At 36.0% G+C, this 20,611-nt stretch carries 22 protein-coding genes; 19 read left to right on the top strand and 3 right to left on the bottom strand.

Annotated features, from left to right (window positions below):
- The first annotated feature begins 51 nt into the window (after positions 1–51).
- The 10 genes from porW to atpG all read left to right on the top strand — a co-directional run bounded on the left by porW (position 52) and on the right by atpG (position 8,827).
- Positions 52–2,601 carry a type IX secretion system periplasmic lipoprotein PorW/SprE gene (gene porW / locus BM361_RS02055; protein WP_074976557.1) on the top strand — a complete coding sequence of 850 codons (2,550 nt, stop codon included), beginning with the start codon at positions 52–54 and terminating at the stop codon, positions 2,599–2,601.
- Positions 2,602–2,603: 2 nt separating this feature from the next.
- Entirely contained in the window at positions 2,604–3,011 is a 408-nt protein-coding gene (locus BM361_RS02050) for a bactofilin family protein (RefSeq protein ID WP_038268298.1), read from the top strand.
- Positions 2,980–3,228: an AtpZ/AtpI family protein gene (locus tag BM361_RS02045; protein WP_074976555.1), complete on the top strand. Its 249-nt coding sequence runs from the start codon at positions 2,980–2,982 to the stop codon at positions 3,226–3,228. Before BM361_RS02050 ends, BM361_RS02045 begins: the two co-directional genes overlap by 32 nt.
- Positions 3,229–3,254: 26 nt before the next feature.
- Entirely contained in the window at positions 3,255–3,635 is a 381-nt protein-coding gene (locus tag BM361_RS02040; RefSeq protein ID WP_074976554.1) for a DUF6168 family protein, read from the top strand.
- A gap of 146 nt (positions 3,636–3,781) precedes the next feature.
- A complete protein-coding gene (gene atpB / locus BM361_RS02035) occupies positions 3,782–4,873 on the top strand; it encodes a F0F1 ATP synthase subunit A (RefSeq protein WP_051413592.1) in 1,092 nt (363 codons plus the stop codon).
- Between the two features lie 40 nt (positions 4,874–4,913).
- Positions 4,914–5,114, top strand: a complete 201-nt coding sequence (gene atpE / locus BM361_RS02030; RefSeq protein ID WP_008611555.1) for an ATP synthase F0 subunit C — start codon at positions 4,914–4,916, stop codon at positions 5,112–5,114.
- A 91-nt stretch (positions 5,115–5,205) separates the two neighbouring features.
- Positions 5,206–5,703: a F0F1 ATP synthase subunit B gene (locus tag BM361_RS02025; protein WP_038268311.1), complete on the top strand. Its 498-nt coding sequence runs from the start codon at positions 5,206–5,208 to the stop codon at positions 5,701–5,703.
- A gap of 7 nt (positions 5,704–5,710) precedes the next feature.
- Entirely contained in the window at positions 5,711–6,250 is a 540-nt protein-coding gene (atpH, locus tag BM361_RS02020) for an ATP synthase F1 subunit delta (protein WP_038268313.1), read from the top strand.
- 63 nt (positions 6,251–6,313) lie between these two features.
- A complete protein-coding gene (gene atpA, locus BM361_RS02015; protein ID WP_038268316.1) occupies positions 6,314–7,894 on the top strand; it encodes a F0F1 ATP synthase subunit alpha in 1,581 nt (526 codons plus the stop codon).
- A gap of 72 nt (positions 7,895–7,966) precedes the next feature.
- Positions 7,967–8,827, top strand: coding sequence for an ATP synthase F1 subunit gamma (gene atpG, locus BM361_RS02010; protein ID WP_074976552.1), 861 nt, complete (start codon positions 7,967–7,969; stop codon positions 8,825–8,827).
- A gap of 62 nt (positions 8,828–8,889) precedes the next feature.
- On the opposite strand, the gene BM361_RS02005 is transcribed toward atpG, so the two are convergent.
- A complete protein-coding gene (locus BM361_RS02005; protein WP_074976550.1) occupies positions 8,890–9,942 on the bottom strand; it encodes a zinc metalloprotease in 1,053 nt (350 codons plus the stop codon).
- 157 nt (positions 9,943–10,099) lie between these two features.
- Here BM361_RS02005 and BM361_RS02000 point away from each other — a divergent pair, with 157 nt between their 5' ends.
- The 7 genes from BM361_RS02000 to BM361_RS01970 all read left to right on the top strand — a co-directional run bounded on the left by BM361_RS02000 (position 10,100) and on the right by BM361_RS01970 (position 16,668).
- Entirely contained in the window at positions 10,100–10,600 is a 501-nt protein-coding gene (locus BM361_RS02000; RefSeq protein WP_074976548.1) for a hypothetical protein, read from the top strand.
- 55 nt (positions 10,601–10,655) lie between these two features.
- Positions 10,656–12,107 carry a lipopolysaccharide biosynthesis protein gene (locus BM361_RS01995; protein ID WP_074976547.1) on the top strand — a complete coding sequence of 484 codons (1,452 nt, stop codon included), beginning with the start codon at positions 10,656–10,658 and terminating at the stop codon, positions 12,105–12,107.
- On the top strand, positions 12,104–12,538 hold the full coding sequence (gene dut / locus BM361_RS01990) for a dUTP diphosphatase (RefSeq protein ID WP_074976545.1): 435 nt from the start codon (positions 12,104–12,106) through the stop codon (positions 12,536–12,538). Before BM361_RS01995 ends, dut begins: the two co-directional genes overlap by 4 nt.
- 134 nt (positions 12,539–12,672) lie before the next feature.
- Complete coding sequence (locus tag BM361_RS01985) at positions 12,673–13,683, top strand: sugar phosphate nucleotidyltransferase (RefSeq protein WP_074976543.1); 1,011 nt, start codon at positions 12,673–12,675, stop codon at positions 13,681–13,683.
- A 7-nt stretch (positions 13,684–13,690) separates the two neighbouring features.
- A complete protein-coding gene (locus tag BM361_RS01980) occupies positions 13,691–14,614 on the top strand; it encodes a tetratricopeptide repeat protein (protein ID WP_074976542.1) in 924 nt (307 codons plus the stop codon).
- A 10-nt stretch (positions 14,615–14,624) separates the two neighbouring features.
- The gene (locus BM361_RS01975) at positions 14,625–15,407 is read left to right on the top strand and encodes a lipoprotein insertase outer membrane protein LolB1 (protein WP_074976540.1); all 783 of its coding nucleotides are present in this window, start codon (positions 14,625–14,627) and stop codon (positions 15,405–15,407) included.
- Between the two features lies 1 nt (position 15,408).
- A complete protein-coding gene (locus tag BM361_RS01970) occupies positions 15,409–16,668 on the top strand; it encodes a murein hydrolase activator EnvC family protein (RefSeq protein ID WP_038268341.1) in 1,260 nt (419 codons plus the stop codon).
- Between the two features lie 22 nt (positions 16,669–16,690).
- On the opposite strand, the gene BM361_RS01965 is transcribed toward BM361_RS01970, so the two are convergent.
- Together BM361_RS01965 and BM361_RS01960 are read right to left on the bottom strand one after the other, a co-directional pair.
- Positions 16,691–17,206: an acyl-CoA thioesterase gene (locus tag BM361_RS01965; RefSeq protein ID WP_038268344.1), complete on the bottom strand. Its 516-nt coding sequence runs from the start codon at positions 17,204–17,206 to the stop codon at positions 16,691–16,693.
- 233 nt (positions 17,207–17,439) lie between these two features.
- A complete protein-coding gene (locus tag BM361_RS01960) occupies positions 17,440–18,378 on the bottom strand; it encodes an HU domain-containing protein (protein ID WP_074976538.1) in 939 nt (312 codons plus the stop codon).
- Positions 18,379–18,590: 212 nt separating this feature from the next.
- Here BM361_RS01960 and dprA point away from each other — a divergent pair, with 212 nt between their 5' ends.
- Both dprA and BM361_RS01950 read left to right on the top strand, forming a co-directional pair.
- A complete protein-coding gene (gene dprA, locus BM361_RS01955) occupies positions 18,591–19,694 on the top strand; it encodes a DNA-processing protein DprA (protein WP_074976537.1) in 1,104 nt (367 codons plus the stop codon).
- 117 nt (positions 19,695–19,811) lie between these two features.
- Positions 19,812–20,552 carry a hypothetical protein gene (locus tag BM361_RS01950; protein WP_074976718.1) on the top strand — a complete coding sequence of 247 codons (741 nt, stop codon included), beginning with the start codon at positions 19,812–19,814 and terminating at the stop codon, positions 20,550–20,552.
- Positions 20,553–20,611 lie beyond the last annotated feature (59 nt).

Raw genomic sequence — 20,611 nt, 5'->3', positions numbered from 1 at the left:
GCCTAACAATATTTGGTTTAATAATAAGTTAATCAACTAAACCACCTACGCTTGAAGTACAAATACATCATATATCCCTTATCGCTCCTGCTTTTATGTACATTCGGATGTTCGACAAAAAAAGACGCTTTTGTAAACCGAAACTGGCATGCGTTAAATGCAGAATTTAACACGATTTATAACGGACAGTTAGCGTTAGATAAAGGAGTAGAATTACTCAAGGAGAATTATCGCGATAATTACTGGGAAATATTGCCTGTAGAGCGTATGGAGATAATTGAGGAGGTGAGATTATCCGGTTCGCCAATTAATCCAAATTTTGAAAGAGCAGAAGAGAAAGCTGTAAAAGCGATTCAGAAGCACGGAATGTACATCGATGGACAAGAAAAGAACACCCAGTCTGATGAAGCATATCTTTTACTTGGAAAAGCCAGATATTACGATCAGCGTTTTGTACCGGCCCTGGAAGCCTTTAATTATATCCTGTCTAAATACACCCGAAGCGACATCATAAACCAGGCCAAGATATGGAGAGAAAAGACCAATATCAGAATGGAGTATGAAGAGTTAGCGTTAAAAAACTTTAAACGACTACTCAGAAGTGTTAACATAAAAGATCAGGATTACGCCGATATCTATGCCATCATGGGGCAGGCTTATATTAATTTAGAACAGAAGGATAGCGCTGTTCAAAAATTAAAATTGGCGTCTAATTATACACGAAGTAATGAAGAAAGAGGACGGTATAATTTTATTATTGGTCAGTTGTATAATGCCATGGGGTATAAAGATAGTGCAAACCTGGCTTTTGATAAGGTAATCGACTTAAATAGAAGAACTTCCCGTGACTATTATATCAATGCATTTATAGAAAAAATTAAGAATATCGAAGTGACTCCCGAAAACGAAGAGGCGGTTTTAGAGTTGCTGAAAGATTTGGAGAAAAACAGGGAGAACAGGCCGTATTTAGACAAAATTTATCATCAATTAGCGATGTATTACCTCGATCGGGAGGCTCCGGAAGTAGCGGAGTATTATTTTAATAAATCTCTACGCACTGATAGTCCTGACAAAATTTTAAACGCCATTAATTATGAAACGCTGGCTGAAATAAATTTTGATAATCATGAATTTGCCGAGGCAGGAGCCTATTATGACAGTACACTTACGAATATTGAAGCAACCAGTAAAAAATTTAGGATACTATCTAAAAAGCGCGAAAATCTCGATGATGTTATCAAGTATGAAGGGATTTTAGCTAGAAATGACAGTATTCTGTATGTGGTTAATTTACCCCAGGAAGAACGTGATGCCTACTACCAAAAACATATCGATTCTTTAAAGGCTATTGAAATTGAGAAAGAGGAGCAAGAAAGAATTGCAGCCTTAAGAGAAGCCCAAAACAAAGCCATGGGGCTCGCAGGGCGCACCTTTAAAAGTTCTGATGCCAATACCTTTTATTTCTATAACGATCTTACTGTAAGTTATGGTAGAAATGAATTCAGAAAAAGGTGGGGAGCAAGAGGACTTGAGGATAATTGGCGTTTAAGTGACAGAGCTATAGCCACGAATGAAGTAGTGGTCAATACTCAAAATCGAAGTTCTGACTCTTTGGATATATATTCAATTGCATATTATACAGATCGTTTACCTAAGGAAGATAACGAACTCGATAGCATCCATTCAGAACAAAATTTTGCATATTACCAATTAGGTTTGATCTATAAAGAAAAGTTCAGGGAATATGGATTAGCGGTTAATCGTCTTGAATCCTTGTTGGGAAATAACCCTGAAGATAAATTAGTCTTGCCTGCAAAGTATAATCTTTATAAAATCTATGAAATAAACGATTCACCATTGGCTCAGCGCCTAAAAAACGATATAATTCTTAACTATCCTGAATCCAGGTACGCCCGTATATTGGAGAATCCGAAGGCTGTCTTAAAAGAAGGCCCAAACAGTCCGAAGGCTATTTATGCTAAGTTGTATAGCGCATTTGAAAAAGAACGGTATGATGAGGTTTTAGCAGGTACTGATAAGTATATAACGGAGTTTAATGGTGACGAAATAGTTCCTAAACTAGCCATGTTAAAGGCTACCACAGAGGCACGTTTAATTGGAGTTGATGCTTATGAACAAGCCTTGAATGCCATAGCGCTTAACTATCCGAACAATAGTGAAGGTAAAAAGGCTAAAGAGCTTTTGGAGACATTAGTACCAAGATTGAAAAAAGACACCTTAGTGAACGACCTGGATACAGCCACCAAATGGAAACTGGTTTATCCTTTTGCCTCAAGAGATACCAGTGGAATAAATGAGCTGTATAAGGTTATTTCAAAGTCGCTGATAGACCTGGAGTATGATGAATTAAAACTTTCTACAGACCTTTATGATAGTAATCAAACTTTTGTAGTAGTTCACGGACTAATTTCGAAACTTAGAGCAGAAGGATTTGCCGAGTTGCTAAAAATCAACAAATTATATTTAATACAAAACGAAAATTTTGTAATTTCCGCCTCCAATTATAAAAGCATACAAATTCATAAGAGTTTAGAAAAGTATTTAACCCAAATCTATAATAATAATCAAACCCCATATTAGCCATGTTTGCAGAATCTAAAAAAGGAAGAACCGAACAACCAACAGGACTTACAAATAGAATTTTACCTAATACTAAATTAAAAGGAGATATTATTTCAGAATCTGATATCCGTATTGATGGTGAGTTAGAAGGAAGTGTGAATACTAAAGGAAAATTAGTAATAGGTAAAACCGGATATATTTCTGGTAAGGCAGAGAGTGCAAATGCAGACATCGAGGGTAAGTTTAACGGAACCCTGAAGGTTGATGAGGTTTTAAGTCTAAAGGCTACTGCTTTTATAGAAGGTGAGGTAGTAATTGGTAAACTTGCTGTAGAGCCCGGTGCTGCATTCAATGCAACCTGTACCATGAAGGGACATGCTGTGAAATCATTAAAGAATGAATCAGGAAAAGCGGAAAAATCAGCTTAATAACTGGATAAAGTTTTCAAATATAGGCCTTCAAATGGCTATTATTATCGGAGCCGGAACCTATTTTGGGGTCTGGCTCGATGAAAAATATCCAAATAATTTTTCGGCTTTTACTATAATATTCTCTCTGCTAAGTGTTTTTGCTGCATTATATAACGTTATAAGGCAGGTAAAAAACATTAGTGAAAATGAAGATGATACTCCCAATAAAAATTAAATCCTTATCCAAACATACGCACATTAATGAAGCAAAAACTACTCAACTTTTTAAAGATTCTTATTCCGTTTGCCTTGGTGTTATTTGTATTGCATCATTTTGCCATTGGAGCACTGTCTGATCAGTATACTTTTTATTATAGCACCTGGAGTATCTACCTTTTTCATTTTACAATTACCTTCTTTATCTATTTGGCTGTTTTAGCGGTTAGTAATAATCTGCCTGATAAAACAGGTTTTGCTTTTTTGGCCTGCAGTGGTTTAAAAATGTTCGCTGCCGTTGTTTTTTTAATTCCTGTTATCCAGGGAAAAGCCCCGGAGCCTATTGCCGATGTAGCAGCTTTCTTTATACCGTATTTTTTATTTTTATTTTTCGAAACAGTCTTTGCAGTTAAGTTGTTGAAATAGATCAACTAACTATTTAGCTATCAGTAATTCAGGATATTTTTGTTAATGATTAAAAAAATATAGTTGTTAACTTCAAAATGTGAATAAAAAATGTACCTTTGCACCAAATTTTTGGAGACCATTTATTTTTATCAAGAAAAGGTATGATGATAGCACAGAAATCTATCAAGAGTTTGTCACTTTTAGCATTAATGTTTGTTTCGCTAGCGGGTTTTGCTCAGCATGAAAATGAAACACATGAGGAAAAAGCTCAGGAAGAAGAAGCGTTTGACGCGACAGAGCTAATTAACCATCACACAAAAGATTCGCATGAATTTCATATTGCCGACTGGAATGGACATGCTATTTCAATGCCGCTTCCGGTTATTTTATGGACAGATAATGGTTTAGTAACCTTTATGTCAAGTGCGTTTCATCATGATGAAGAAGGAAAAGTTGTTGTAGAGCGTAATGGACAACAATTTGTTCGTGTGCATGATGAAATATATTATGCGAATGCAGAAGGAGGGGTTACTTATGATGCTGAACATCACCCTACCAATAGCAGACCTTTAAACTTTTCAATTACTAAAAACGTGTTTACATTATTTCTAACATCAGCAATTATGTTGTTGATCTTTATTCCTGTAGCACGTTCTTACAAGAAGAATGATAAAGCACCAAAAGGATTAGCTGGTTTTATGGAGCCACTTGTTGTTTTCGTGCGTGATGATATTGCAAGACCAAATATCGGTGAGAAAAAATATGAGAAGTTTATGCCTTATTTATTAACGGTATTCTTCTTGATTTGGATTGGTAACCTTTTTGGTTTGATTCCTTTCTTCCCTTTTCAGGGAACTTTAACGAATGATATTCTTTTTACTGGAGTGTTAGCAACTATTACATTCCTTATTACAATATTTAATGGTAATAAACATTACTGGGGTCACATTTTCGCAACTCCGGGAGTTCCAAAATGGTTATTGCCAATTATGATACCAGTTGAGGTGTTAGGGATGTTTACAAAGCCTTTCGCGTTAATGATTCGTTTATTCGCAAACATAACTGCAGGTCACATCATCATCCTGAGTTTAGTATCATTGATATTTATTTTTGAATCAGCAGCGGTTTCGCCAATATCAATAGGGTTCTCATTATTTATGTACGGACTTGAATTGTTAGTAGCTGCTTTACAAGCGTATGTGTTCACGTTATTATCTGCTCTTTTTATAGGACAGGCAGTAGAAGATCACCATTAGAATTGAGTTTTATTTAATAACTATTATAAATTCTATTATTATGATTTTAGCTGGAATAGGAGCTGGATTAGCTGCAATCGGTGCAGGATTAGGTATCGGTAAAATTGGTGGTTCTGCAATGGATGCAATTGCACGTCAACCAGAAGCAGCTTCAAAAATTCAAACTGCTATGATTATTGCTGCTGCACTTATCGAGGGTGTTGCACTTTTCGCAGTAGTAGTTGCGTTGATCGCAAAATAATTTTTGAAAAAAGAAAGATCACGCTGTAACGGTTGGTTATAGCGTGATTTTAAAGTAGAAAGTAAAGAAACGTTATTTAATATCTATTATAATGAATATTACACATCCTGAAAGTTTGATCTTCTGGTCGCTTATCGTTTTTGTGATTCTTTTTGTGTTATTGCGTAAATATGCCTGGAAACCAATTTTAGGCGCAGTAAAAGGCAGAGAAGAATCTATTAACAGTGCATTGGCTTCAGCTGAAGAGGCTAAGAAAGAAATGCAGAATTTAAAAGCTGATAACGAAAAGCTTTTAAAAGAAGCGCGTGCTGAGAGAGAAGTGATCCTTAAAGAAGCTCGTGAAGTTAAAGAGAAGATGATAGCAGATGCTAAGGAGCAAGCTCAGGTGGAAGCTGACAAAATGATCAAGCAGGCACAGGCAGCAATCGAAAGCGAAAAGCAAACTGCACTTGCTGAATTAAAAGATCAGGTGGCTTCTTTATCTGTTGAGATCGCAGAGAAGGTTGTAAGGACTGAATTGTCTGATAAAGATAAGCAGTTGACATTAGTAGAAAACATGTTAGGAGAGGTAACTACCTTAAATAATTAAGAAACAGATGGCAGGATCTAGAGCAGCAATACGTTACGCAAAAGCAATTTTAGGATTGGCGACTGATCAGAATGCAGCAGCAGCTGTAAACGAAGATATGGGGCTAATCAAAAATACCATTGCCGGAAGTAGTGATCTTAAAGCGTTACTAGAAAATCCTATTGTAAAATCTAATGTAAAGGTTACAGCTTTAAAAGAGATCTTTAAAGGAATCAACACTATTAGTGAAGGCTTATTCGATTTATTAGCCGATTATAAAAGAGTTGATATTTTGGGAGATATCGCAGAAAAGTATATTATCCTTTACGATGAACAAAAGGGAAAACAAGTAGCAGTAGTTACTACGGCCGTTCCTTTAACCGCAGAACTTGAGCAGAAAGTTTTAGCAAAGGTTAAAGAATTAAGCGGAAAAGAAATTACACTTGAGAATAAAATAGATGAAAGCATTATCGGTGGATTCATTTTACGTCTTGGCGATGTTCAGTACAATGCCAGTGTAGCCAATAAATTGAATTCTTTGAGAAGATCGTTTTCAAACAGTTTATAATAACATTATAAAAAAATATAGGCGAATTAAGTAAAACGCCTTTAATCTAAATACTTAATTAAGATGGCAGAAGTTAAAGCTGCTGAAGTATCAGCAATATTAAAAAAGCAACTATCAAATTTTGATGCTACCGCTAAATTAGATGAGGTAGGAACTGTTTTGCAGGTAGGGGATGGTGTTGCCCGTGTTTTCGGTCTTTCTAATGCACAGTATGGTGAATTAGTGGAATTCGAAACCGGAATGCAGGGAATCGTTCTTAACCTGGAAGAGGATAACGTAGGTATCGTATTACTAGGGCCTTCTAAAGAAATTAGAGAAGGTGATACAGTAAAACGTACTGAGCGTATTGCTTCTATCAAAACAGGTGAAGGAATCGTAGGGCGTGTAGTTGATACTTTAGGAAACCCGATTGATGGTAAAGGACCAATTGAAGGTGAATTGTATGAGATGCCATTAGAGCGTAAAGCTCCTGGGGTTATTTTCCGTCAGCCGGTGAACGAACCATTACAGACAGGTGTAAAAGCAATCGATGCGATGATTCCTGTAGGTAGAGGGCAACGTGAGTTGGTGATTGGAGACCGTCAGACTGGTAAAACAACAGTTTGTATTGACACCATCTTAAATCAGAAAGAATTTTACGATGCAGGTGAGCCTGTATATTGTATATATGTTGCAGTAGGGCAGAAAGCTTCAACAGTAGCAGCTATTGCTAAGACCTTAGAAGAAAAAGGTGCTTTGGCTTACACTACTATAGTTGCAGCAAACGCTTCTGATCCTGCTCCAATGCAGGTGTATGCTCCTTTTGCAGGTGCTGCTATCGGAGAGTATTTCCGTGACACAGGTCGTCCGGCATTAATCATATATGATGATTTGTCAAAGCAAGCTGTGGCATACCGTGAATTATCATTGTTATTACGTCGTCCTCCAGGTCGTGAAGCATATCCTGGGGATGTATTCTTCCTTCACTCTCGTTTATTAGAGCGTGCTGCTAAAGTAATTGCAGATGATGATATCGCTAAAAACATGAATGACTTACCAGATTCTTTAAAGTCTGTTGTAAAGGGAGGTGGATCATTAACGGCACTTCCAATTATCGAAACACAGGCTGGTGACGTTTCTGCTTATATCCCGACTAACGTAATTTCAATTACTGATGGACAGATATTCTTAGAGTCGGATTTATTTAACTCTGGTGTTCGTCCGGCAATTAACGTTGGTATTTCTGTATCACGTGTAGGGGGGTCAGCTCAGATTAAATCAATGAAGAAAGTTGCTGGTACATTGAAGTTAGACCAAGCACAGTATCGCGAATTAGAGGCCTTTGCTAAATTCGGATCTGACCTTGATGCTGCTACAATGAACGTGATTGAGAAAGGTAAGCGTAACGTTGAGATCTTAAAACAAGCTCAAAACGATCCTTACACTGTTGAAGATCAGGTGGCAATCATCTACGCTGGTTCTAAGAACTTGTTAAAAGATGTACCTGTTGAAAAGGTAAAAGAATTCGAAAGAGATTATATCGAGTACTTGAATGCTAAGCACAGAGATATCTTAGATACGCTTAAAGCAGGGAAACTAACAGACGAAGTTACAGATACATTAGCGTCTGTGGCGAAGGAATTGTCTGAGAAATATAAAGGATAAATTAGATTTTAGTATTGAGTAGTGGGTGTTTTTCTCACTACTGAATACTCAATACTAAATACTATCATATAAATGGCAAACTTAAAAGAAATACGCGGTAGAATATCTTCGGTTTCATCAACCATGCAAATTACCAGTGCTATGAAAATGGTATCTGCTGCTAAGTTGAAGAAAGCCCAGGATGCGATTACTGCTATGCGTCCATATGCAGATAAACTTACCGAACTTCTTCAAAGCTTAGGTGCTACACTAGAAGGGGATTCTGGAAGTGTATTTGCTGAAAAGCGCGATGTGAATAAAGTGTTGGTTGTTGCTATTACATCTAACAGAGGGCTTTGTGGTGGTTTTAACTCAAACATCATTAAAGGTGCGGTTAAATTAGCTACAGAAGATTATGCTGGTAAGGAAGTGGAATTGGTTACCATTGGTAAAAAAGGAAACGATATACTAAGCAAGCGTTATAAGATTATAGAAAACAATAATGCTATATTCGACGACCTTACTTTTGAAAATGTTTCAGCTGTAGCTGAGCAATTAATGGGTCTTTATGCTGAAGGTGCTTATGATAAGATAGTTTTATTGTATAACCACTTTAAGAATGCTGCAACTCAAATTGTAACTGCCGAAGACTTCTTGCCAATTGTTCCTGCAGAATTTGATGAAGATGTTGCATTAGATTATATCTATGAGCCAAATAAAGCTGAGATTGTGGAAACTTTAATTCCTAAATCGCTTAAAACTCAGCTTTACAAAGCAATTAGAGACTCTTTCGCTTCAGAACATGGTGCGCGAATGACTGCAATGCACAAAGCAACAGATAATGCTGGAGAGCTGAAATCTGAGCTTACGCTAACCTATAACAAAGCACGTCAGGCTGCAATTACTGCCGAGATTCTGGAAATTGTTGGAGGTGCAGAAGCATTGAATAGTTAAGAATAGATTATTACATTATAATAAAAAAGGTTGTCTGAAAAGACAACCTTTTTTTATTGGGGTTATTCAAAGTCTGAAGGTAAATAGTAAGAATCTGGTGTTACCGGGAATAGCCCAGCTTCAAAAAAGTTGTTCATAACTCTGGTAGTTACCGGACTAATTCCTGTATTACTCCCGTCAATTTCATGCGGGTATGTCATGTTGGAAGAATGATTATAACCTATGGTGTGTCCTATTTCATGTGCCGTAATGAAACCAGTCTCTTTTTTGATATAGTCTCTGAGTATGTGTTCTGCAAAACCCAGGGTGGCACCCCCGCCCAATCCTGACACATTAACTACTTTACCACAGTTATAACGAGTTTTGTTTATGATTGCATTATATGCAGCCTCTTTTTCATTCGTGGTTAAAACTGTAATGCCGTCGTTTCCAATAATTGTTTCTTTCATAAACTCATCCTTGAAGGTGTCTGAGGCAAATACGATTCCTAGGTTAATCATTAACCCGGAAAAACGTCGAATATCTTTTGCGCTAATATCTTCGGCCCAATTGTTGCCAGTGTCATTATTAGGATCAAAATCATGATATTTAATGACCCATTTAAGAGAGCTCAGTTTTTTCAATTGTTGTATGATATCTGTTTCTCCAGTGTAATCAAATGTGATATTTTCAGGAGCTATCCCGGATTCTTTATATTCCGTGAGGTCTATTTCTTTATGATTAACCGTTAAATATTGGGTCGTGCCTTCTATAAAGGGATAATTAATGGTTTGTGCCGCATGTGCCCTGATCCTGGAAATTTCGAAAAGTTTAATCGGTGTTTGATAACCTTCAATTGTAGCTGTGATGGTTACATCTTCTAAGGCAATTGGTGCGAAATTAGCAACTTCTATCGTTTTATGGTCAACAGCCTTCACCCTGATAACTTTACTTATTTCGTAGGCTCTCCATTCTGAAGTCATGATTTCTGAATTCTCTCCATCCTGATACATAAGGGTAGAGTTAACTTCTGAATCAAATGCATAAGCTTTAAGTGCTACATCGGGAATTGATTCTTTCTCGCTGCATGATACAATTAGTAAAATGCATACGAAAAGTTTGTAAAATAATTTCATTTATTGTAAGATTTGGATTAATGAAACAAATATAAATCCAAATCAACTTATACCCTATAACATCGTAACAGTTATTTTTATCGTAACAAATTCAACCCCATAAATTAAATGGCATTAATTTTGAAACTGATATCTTTAGCATCTAATAGATTAGCATATGAAACAGTTGTATAAATATATATTAGGAGGTATTACAATCCTGAGTTTTGCGCAATGTGGCAGTTCACAGAAATTTGTTAGTCAGGAGGAAGTCCCTTTTCAATTTGGAGAAGTGCTGGTAGAAAATTGGACCATAGAAAATAGCAGCGATACTGGGGTTAATGTGTTTTTTCCTGTTGAAAATAAGGTAGATACAGCTATCGATAGTGTTCATTTTAGGGGTCAGGTGGTCAAGCCTGAAAGGATAAAGCGAGGCACATATTTGGTATATATTGCCCGATTTAGAAATAAAAAGTCTCCGGGAGATATTATTATGCATGCTGATCCAAGTAAAGAAGCAGCGAATGCGCCACCTATTATAATAAAACAAAGTCCTTTTGAGTTAGATACAGATGAAGTTGTTATTAGTTATGTTCAGGAAGGAGAAACAAAGTATTATAGGATTTCGGGTATTAAAGAAACAACTCCCGTTGTTTACCCCCACAAATCAAAAAATTAAAACTTTGTAGCTCGTTGTTAAAACATTACTTTTAACCCAAATAAATATTTACTAGTTGAGCGCACTTAAAAAGCTTTTTAAACATACTTTCATCTATGGTATTGCAACCGTGCTGCCTCGTATCCTGGGTTTGATATTAACCCCTCTTTATATTTCTTTTTTACCAAAAGCGGACTATGGAATTTATGTCAGCTTAATGGTGTATTTAATTCTGGGAAATGTATTGCTCTCTTATGGGATGGAAACAGCTTTTTTTCGTTTTATAAATAAAGAGAAGAAACCTGAAGAAGTGCAATCTACAGCATTGATTTCTATTTTGATTTCAACTATTTTAGTTTTGGCGGTTTCATTGCTTTTAAGAAACCAAATAGCTGATTGGTTAGAATATAAGATCGAATTTATTGTTTATGCTATTTTTATTTTGTGCCTGGATGCACTTGTGGTTATACCTTTCGCATGGTATAGGAATATGCAAATGCCTAAAAAATACTCTGCAATTAAAATATTCAATGTAATTGTAAACCTTTCTTTAAACTTATTTTTCTTTTTGATTTTACCTAAAATAGGTAAAAGTAATGAGTTGGTTCAGGCATTAACCTTTGATGATAAGGTACATTATATATTCATTTCAAACTTAATTGCCAGTCTTATTACGTTAGTAATTGTATTACCCCTTTATATTAAGATTGGAATTAAGTTCAACAGGTCTATCTGGATGCGAATGATTCAATACGGTTTTCCCGTATTAATTGCAGGTTTGGCATTCTCAATTAATGAAGGTTTTGACAAGCTATTACTTAGATATTTACTTCCTTCTAATACTTCAGATGCTGTAGTTGGAGTTTACGGGGCTTGTTATAAGCTAGGCGTTTTTATGACGCTCTTTGTAACGGCTTTTAAATTGGGTGTTGAACCTTTCTTTTTTCAAAATGCTAGTAAGAAAGATGCACAAAGAATATATGCTAGCATCACCCTTTATTTTACCATTTTTGGTGCTTTTATTTTTTTATTTGTGGTGGCTTATACAGATGTTTTAAAGTATCTTTTAATCCCTCAAAGTGAGTATTGGGAAGCGTTATGGATTGTACCGTTGATTTTGTTGGCTAATTTTTGTTTGGGTATTTATCATAACTTGTCGGTGTGGTATAAAATAACAGACCGCACAAAATACGGGGCCTATATATCGGTCGCGGGAGCAGTAATAACTTTAGGGTTAAACTTTTTGCTCATACCAATAATCAGTTATAAAGGATCGGCAATCGCCACCTTAGCTGCATACGGTACTATGATGCTGTTGTCGTACTACTATGGTAAAAAGCATTATCCAATTCCATACAACCTTAAAAAAATAGGATCGTATTTATTAGTTTCTATAGTGTTATCTGTCTTGTCATTCTATGTGTTTGACCGAAACCTTTATGTAGGAACCCTATTTGTTTTGTTATTTTTGCTGATGATATTCATTTTAGAAAAAAACGAACTTAAAAAAATACTGAAAAGAGCATGACAATAAAGATTATTAACAAATCGCAACACGACTTACCGAATTATGAAACGGAGGCTTCAGCCGGAATGGATTTAAGAGCTAATCTCGAAGAACCTATAACGCTAAAGCCACTTGAAAGAACCATTGTAAAAACCGGTTTATTCATAGAGTTGCCTGTTGGCTATGAAGCTCAGGTTAGACCTAGAAGTGGGCTCGCGGCTAAAAAAGGAATTACCGTGTTAAACGCTCCGGGAACAGTTGATGCAGATTATAGGGGAGAAATCGGTGTAATATTGGTGAATCTTTCAAACGAACCTTTTGTTGTTGAAAATGGGGAACGCGTTGCTCAGTTGGTTATAGCTAAACATGAACGAGCCGTATGGGAAGAGGTGCAAGTCTTGAATGAAACTTCCAGAGGAGCTGGTGGTTTTGGAAGTACAGGAGTTAAATAATTAAATTCCTGCTCATGCAGGAATCTATTTAAAATATGCTTGAATAGCGTTTATTAAGAATGACTAATAGTGAAATATCGCTTAGCATATTGGAGTGAAAAATAAAAAACTAAACTAATTAATACCACCTTGTAATGAAAATTATTGTACCGATGGCGGGAAGAGGTTCTCGACTACGTCCCCATACCTTAACTGTTCCTAAACCTTTAATACCTATCGCCGGAAAACCAATAGTGCAACGGTTAGTAGAGGATATTGCAAAAGTTTTAAACCAAGACTTGGATGAAGTAGCATTTATTATCCATCGTAGTTTTGGTAAAGAAGTAGAACAAGATCTCTTGGAAATCGCCAAAAGGCTTAATGCTAAAGGAACTATCTATTACCAGGATGAACCATTAGGGACAGGACATGCAATTATGTGTGCGAAAGATTCCTTATCGGGTCCTTGCGTAATAGCCTATGCAGACACCCTGTTTAAGGCAGATTTTAATTTAGATCAGTCAGCGGATAGTGTTATTTGGGTAAAACAGGTTGCAAACCCTGAGGCATATGGGGTGGTTAGTCTGAATGACGATAACAATATCATGGGGCTGGTTGAAAAGCCTAAAGAGTTTGTTTCTGATTTGGCTGTAATAGGAATCTACTATTTTAAAGATGCGGAAGTTTTAAAGAACGAATTGCAAAAAGTATTAGATCAAAATATAATCCATGGGGGAGAATATCAAATTAATGATGGTATTAAGGCAATGATGGAAAAAGGCATGAAGTTTGTTCCGGGTAAGGTAGATGAATGGATGGATTGTGGAAACAAAGATGTTACCGTAGAAACCAATGGAAAGGTACTTGGTTTTATTTATAAGGATGGTGAAGATTTAATTGCAAACGATATCACTTTAGAAAACGCCAATATTATTGAGCCTTGTTATATAGGGAGTAATGTAAAGCTTATAAATGCTACTGTTGGTCCAAATGTGTCGCTGGGCGATGGTTGTACTGTAGAAAATTCAACTATAAAAAACAGTCTTATACAAACCAATGCTAGTATAAAAAATGCTAACTTAGATAATGCTATGATTGGTAATCATGCGAAGTTTAACGGAGAGTTCACCGATGTTAGTATTGGTGATTATTCGGTTTTGGAATAGTGTATAGATGAAGCAATGCCTGAAAATATTATTAATTTTTACCGGATTAATTATTTGTCCGCAGGCTAGTATTGCTCAAGAAGAGGTGAATGCAGATACCACAAATGAGATTGTTCAGGATGCTTTTCAAGAACATTTTTATGAAGCCTTAAAACAGCGAGGCATTGAAAATTATGATAGAGCGGTACAACACCTGTTAAAATGTAAAGAAATATCGCCCGAAATTCGCGTAGTGGATTTTGAATTAGCTAAAAACTATACTGATTTAAAAGAATACCAAAAAGCGGTTTCTTATTTACAACCAATAGTTAAAAAAGATCCCGGCAATGTATGGTATTTAGAGGCGCTTCTCAATGTGTATGAAAGGCAACACGATACGGATCGAGCAATCGAATTAGCAGAGAAGCTCTCTGATAAACGCCCTTATTTTAAGCAAAATTTAGTTTTGTTGTACGCTCGGGTAGGCAGGTATGAGGAGGCTCTGAAGCTTATAGAGGAACTTGAGCTATTGTATGGGGAGAGTTATCTTTTAGACAGCCTTAGAGGTCATTTAAACGCCGTTTTAAAAAGTCAGGAATTGGCCGAGGTTGAGCCAGATGATGAAATGGTATCAGCACCCGACGATATAGATCAGGCCTTGTTAGAAATGCGTGGTTTAATTAAAGTCAATGCTTATCCGGAACTTCTTTCAATGTCAACTCAAACCTTAGAGAACTATCCTTCACATCCCGAGGTGTATTATTGTAAGGGCGTTGCGCTAAACGGGTTGAAAAAGTATAAGGATGCGGCTGAATTTTTAGAAATGGGCTTGAATTATATTATTGATGATAGAAAGCTTCAAGACAATATTTACAGGCAATTAGTGTTAGCATATAAAGGTATGGGAAATACGAAGAAAGAAAGTGAATATCAAAATAAGCTAAAAGGATAAAGCTATAGAAATGAAAATGAACCTAAAAACATATATCGTTTTTGTGATTTTGCCCATGTTGATGATATTGCAATCATGTGGTAGTAAAAGAGCGGTGGCCTCTAAAGATGCTATTGAAGGGCTGTCTGCAAAAACCATTATAAAAAACCATTATAAAAACGAACTTGATTTTAATACCCTTAGAGGTAGGATAAAAATTGGCTTCGAGAATGAAGAAACGTCCATGTCAAATTCTGTTTCTTTACGAATGGAGAAGGATAAAGCCATATGGTTGAGTGCTACTCTTGGTGTTGTAAAAGTGTTAATTACTCCAGATCGGGTAAGCTTCTATAATAAATTGGATAATACCTACTTCGATGGTGATTTCTCCTATTTAAGTGAGTTGTTGGGAACGACATTAGATTTTCAAAAGGTACAGAACATGTTATTAGGTCAGGCCTTGTTTGATTTAAAGAATGACAAATATGATGCAACCGTTGTGCAGAATAAATATCAGTTAAAGCCAAAACAGGATATAGCCTTGTTTGAAAAATTATTTTTAATAGACCCATTAAACTTTAAAATGGCCGGACAGCGTTTAAACCAACCTGGACAAAATCGTGTGTTGATGATTACCTATGATAAATATTATCAAATAAGTGGTAAGTTATTTCCGGAACAGATTGCTATATTAGCCACAGAGGGTAGTAACCAGACTAAAATAGACCTTGAATATAAAAATATAGAGTTTAACCAAAGTGTTTCATTCCCTTATAAGATCCCAAAGGGATTTAAACAGATTACCGTTAAATAATATGCCTACTAAATATCGCGCAAACTTTTTTTTAACGCTTTTAACAGTGTTTTTTGTTGTTTTAGGGGGGCAAGCCCAAAACCAGAAGCAAAAAGAGCTGGAGGCTCAAAAAAAACGCCTTGAACAACAGATAAAACAAATCAATTCGTTGCTTTCTCAACAAAAGAAGGAAAGAGCAAATGTCTTGGAGGAGGTTGAGGGACTTGACCAAAAGATTAAGGTTAGAGAACAATTAATCCGCGTTACGAATAGTCAGGCGAATCTTTTAAATCAGCAAATAAATACCAATCTTAACAATATTACGAGATTAAGGGATGAATTGACTTCATTAAAAGAGGATTATGCAGCGATGATTCAAAAGTCTTACAAAAGTAAGTCTCAGGAAAGCAGATTGATGTTCTTGTTATCATCAGATAACTTTCTTCAGGGATATAAGCGATTGATGTATATGAAGCAATATACAGATTACCGTAAAGAACAGGGTGAGCAAATTCAGGCTAAAACAGAAGAGCTTCAAAAGCTGAATAAAGAACTGGTTGTACAGCGCAAGCAAAAGGAACAATTGGTGGCAGCAAATAGAGAAGAACAAAAGAAATTAAAACAGGAAAAAGAGAATCAGCAAGCGTTAATCGCAAGCATTAAAAAGAAAGAAAGTCAATATGCCGCACAAATACGCAAGAAGCAACGAGAGGCGGATGCGATAGATGCTCAAATTGATAAAATAATTCGAGAGGCTATAGCCCGATCAAAAGCTAAAGCAGCAAAAAGTAGTACTTCAAAATCGGAAGGAAAGCCTGCCACCGCCAGATCTACAAATTTCACACTAACTGCAGAAGCCAAGCTTGTTGGGAATAATTTTCAGGCTAATAAAGGAAGATTACCATGGCCAGTTGAAAAAGGCGTTGTAATAATGGGATTCGGTAAGCAGCGTCACCCGGTGGTTAAGTCTGTAATGATACAGAGTAATGGGGTGCGTATTGCAACGGATAAAGATGCTACAGCAAGAACAGTTTTTGATGGAAAGGTGCTAAAAGTAATGGTGATCCGAGGAGGGAATAAAGCTGTGCTTATACAACACGGAAACTACATTTCTGTATATAATAACCTGGATAAAGTATATGTAAAAGAAGGTCAGACAGTAAAAACAAAGCAGGAAATAGGTCAGGTGTTTACAGGAAATGATAATAAAAGTATTCTGAAGTTTATGATCTACGAAAACTCCAAGATCCAGAATCCATCCAGTTGGGTGTATAAAATGTAAAAAGAGGCGATTGCCTCTTTTTTTATTTGTCTGTGAATAATGCCTTTAATTCAGTAGCATCATTAGGTTTCATTTTACCTGCCAAAACTAAACTTAGCTGTTTTCTCCTCAAAGCAGCTTCGAAACGCTCTTGCTCGAGTTCAGTTTCCGGGTTTAAAGGAGGTACTGCAACGGGCCTTCCGGTTTCGTCGACAGCAACGAAAGTATAGATAGCTTCATTCGCCTTCGTTCTTTTTCCACTTTCCCTATCTTCAATCCATACATCAAGATAAATTTCCATAGAACTTTTAAATGCTCGGGAAACGGCAGCCTCTACAGTTACAACACTACCTAAAGGGATTGCCCTGTTAAAAGCAACGTGATTTACAGAAGCTGTAACGGTAATTCTTCGGCTGTGTCTTCGGGCGGCAATACTTGCGGCTCGATCCATTCTTGCTAATAATTCACCACCAAAAAGGTTATTAAGAGGATTGGTTTCACTAGGTAAAACCAAATCTGTCATGGTTGTTCTCGATTCACTTGGCGTCTTTGCGTCCATTTTTATATGTTTTGAGCAAAGATACGTGCTGTTTGTTAAAGCAAAAAGCATTTTAAGGTTAACCCATTAAAAATGAATAATTCTTAATGTTCGAATTTTTACCTTTAAAAGGATATAGGTGTTTGCAGAAAAATAGTGTTAAGTCATTAAACTTTTCTGTAAAAAACAATGGGAAATAAAAAATCCTTCGCTTAAATAAGGAAGGATTTCAACCAAATTGATATTGTTTAGAGTTATTCAGAGACTAAAAGCCATGCCTCTGAAGATTCTTTTGTTTTGATTTCTCTTAAAAACTGCAATGCCTCATTAACCTCGGCAAAACTAGCATAAGAAACTTGGTGTAATCCATATTTGTTAACCCCAATTTTATCAGCACTTTTATAGCCCTTAGCTTGCAATTGTTTGATTCTTTTATCTGCATTGGTCTCTACTCTAAATGCACCGGCAACAATATGATATTTCAAAGGCTCCTTTGCAAGGTCAAGCGTTATAGAAGGCATTTCAATAGGGGTGGTGTCAAAAAAAGTAGCTTCCTGTATATTCTTTTGAACTTCTTCTTGGGCTTCTTGTTCTACAACCTGATAATTTTTAACTTGTTGCTTGTTAAGCATCTGGTATCCAACTGCTCCAGATGATATAGCTAATAGAAAAATGGCTGCGTATTTCAGATATGATCTTCGAGCTCTTTTCTCCGGCGTAAATAAGATTGGAGTGTTTTCTTCTAAAGCTTCAACTTCTTGCTTTAAAACTTCTCTTGTTATGGTAGGTGTTACCATGGAAGACAATCCAAATGAAGAAGTAAGATAGTTGATATTATCAACAGGATCAAAAATAAATTTACTGTCTTCAGATAAGGTAAGATCTCCTATGTTTTTTAAATTGATTTTTTCTTTATTGTTAAGAGATTTTTTCCATCGCAGAACAACCTCCTCTATTTGGTGAGCTGCAATCTCATATGAAATGTCCTCAGCTTCAGAGACATATTTTGTTAATAACCCATCATTAGATTTGAGCTGTGCATTAAACGAAAGTAACTTCGTTGGCGGATAGAAGGTATTTGTATGGGTGTCTACTGCGGCTGACTGATTTTGGGTTAGAAAAGAGCCAAAGCCTGGTACCGTTACACACTGATACCTGTAAAGTAAATCGCTGATATATTTTTCTAATCTCATAGAACAAAGATTGTAAAAAAAGTGCCAAGACCGGGATAGTTATTAAACATTTTATTAACAGTTTTTGGAGGTCGTCTTTTTTGTGTTTGTACTCCAACAAGTTAACAAAAAAATATTTTTAAATAGATTTTAATTTATACAATTCGATGTATTCCCTAATCAATACTAGTTAAATATTTTTACTTATTTTTAATGAAGAAAATTCTTATAAAATGAATGAAGATGTATTGCTTTATGTATTGGCTTTGCAACACTGTCCTGGAATAGGTGATATTTCAGCCAAGAAGTTGATTAAAAAATTTGGATGCGCTGAGGCTTTATTCAAAGAAAAGGAACATCACTTATTAATGCTTGAAGGAGTTAGAAAAAATGCTTTAAAAGAGTTGAGAGATTCAAAACATTTAATTGCTGCTGAAAAAGAGTTGGATTTTATAAAAGAAGAACGCATAAATTATCATTATTTTACGGAAGAATCCTATCCTCATAGATTAAAAAACTGCATAGATGCTCCAATACTCCTATTCTCTTCCGGGAGTATAGACCTCAGGCAACATCGAGTTATAAGCATTGTTGGAACGCGACAGATAACCGCATATGGTAGGACATTCTGTGAGGAACTGGTAGCGGAGTTAGCCCCTTTAAACCCGGTGATTGTAAGTGGTTTTGCCTATGGCGTCGATATATGTGCTCAAAGGGCAGCACTTGAGTGTAATTTACAAACAATAGGTTGTTTGGCACATGGTTTAAATCAAGTCTACCCCAAGGCTCATAAAAAATATGTCTCACAGATCGAACAGCATGGCGGTTTTTTCACTGATTTTTGGAGTACTGACATGCCAGAACGAAAAAATTTTTTAAAACGAAACCGTATTATAGCCGGCCTTTCAGAAGCTACAGTGGTTATAGAGTCTGCAGAAAAGGGTGGTAGTCTGGTTACCGCAGATATTGCAAATTCATACAACAGAGAAGTTTTTGCAGTTCCAGGAAGAGCTATGGATAAATACAGTGTCGGTTGTAATAACCTTATCAAACAGCATAAAGCCCACGCATTAACTTCGGTTGCAGACTTGGTGTATAGCTTAGGATGGGAGGTAAATACGAAGCCTCCCCAATTAGTTCAGAAGCAGCTTTTTGTAGAGTTGTCTGAGGTGGAAAGAATTATTTATGATTATCTCGAATTAAATGGAAAACAACTTTTAGATGTAATCGCTTTAGAATGTAAGCTTCCTATCCCTACTTTATCTTCAACTTTATTTGGAATGGAAATGAAGGGCCTTGTGCGCCCATTACCAGGTAAAATGTTTGAAGCGGTATAGGTCAATCCGGTTTTTCATTAGTTCATGTACCATTATCCTTATTCCATTGTTTTACCGTTTCAAAAGATCCTGAACCATTTTAATATTGTATCAGGTAATTATTTAAATCTCGATAAAATGGAAAACACAAAACGCGAATTGAATTTTTTAAGAATATGGACCCTTTGTTCAATGACGATATTCGTCTTAATTACGATTTATGGATTCAATAAATCAGGTAATCCCACATTCAATACCATAGACGTTCAAAGAATTAATATTGTTGAGCCTGATGGTACAGTAAAAATGATTATTACCAACGTAGACCAGTTTCCTAATGGTATGGATACCATTAATGGAAGATCGACCAATGTGAATAGAAAGAAACGATCAGGAATGTTGTTCTTTAATGAAGATGGAATTGAATGTGGTGGGTTTATTTATGATGGTAGTAAAAATGAAAATGGTCATAGTTCGGGACTTTCCTTAACGTATGATCAATATGATGGAGATCAGGTAATGCAATTACTTACCACTGATACTAAAAAGGGCGATAAAAGAACTGTGTCAAGCACCTTAATGTTTCAGGATAGGGCAGTAAATGAAAGTCAAGAAGGGATGCGAGAGATTATGAATGAGTTAAACAGCATAACTGATCCAAAATTGAGAAGAGCGCGGTATAAGGAATATGAACAAAAGCAGTTTATCGGATCGAAGCCCAGAATTATGCTGGGAAAAAGTAAAAGTAATAATAACGGACTTTTCCTCTTTGATCAGGATGGTAAAGCCAAGGCTATGTTTTATGTTGATGGAAACAATAATGCCAAACTGGAATTTTATGATGACAATGGAGAAATAACAGCTTCCTTTCCTAAATAATTTAACTGAAAGCATCCTTAAAACGTAGATAAGTTTTAAGGATGTTTTGTATTTTTCCG

Origin of the sequence: Zhouia amylolytica (genome assembly GCF_900116365.1) — a bacterium.
Classification (GTDB): domain Bacteria; phylum Bacteroidota; class Bacteroidia; order Flavobacteriales; family Flavobacteriaceae; genus Zhouia; species Zhouia amylolytica.
The sequence above is the reverse complement of the archived record's forward strand: the minus strand, read 5'-3'. Positions and strand labels throughout refer to the sequence as shown.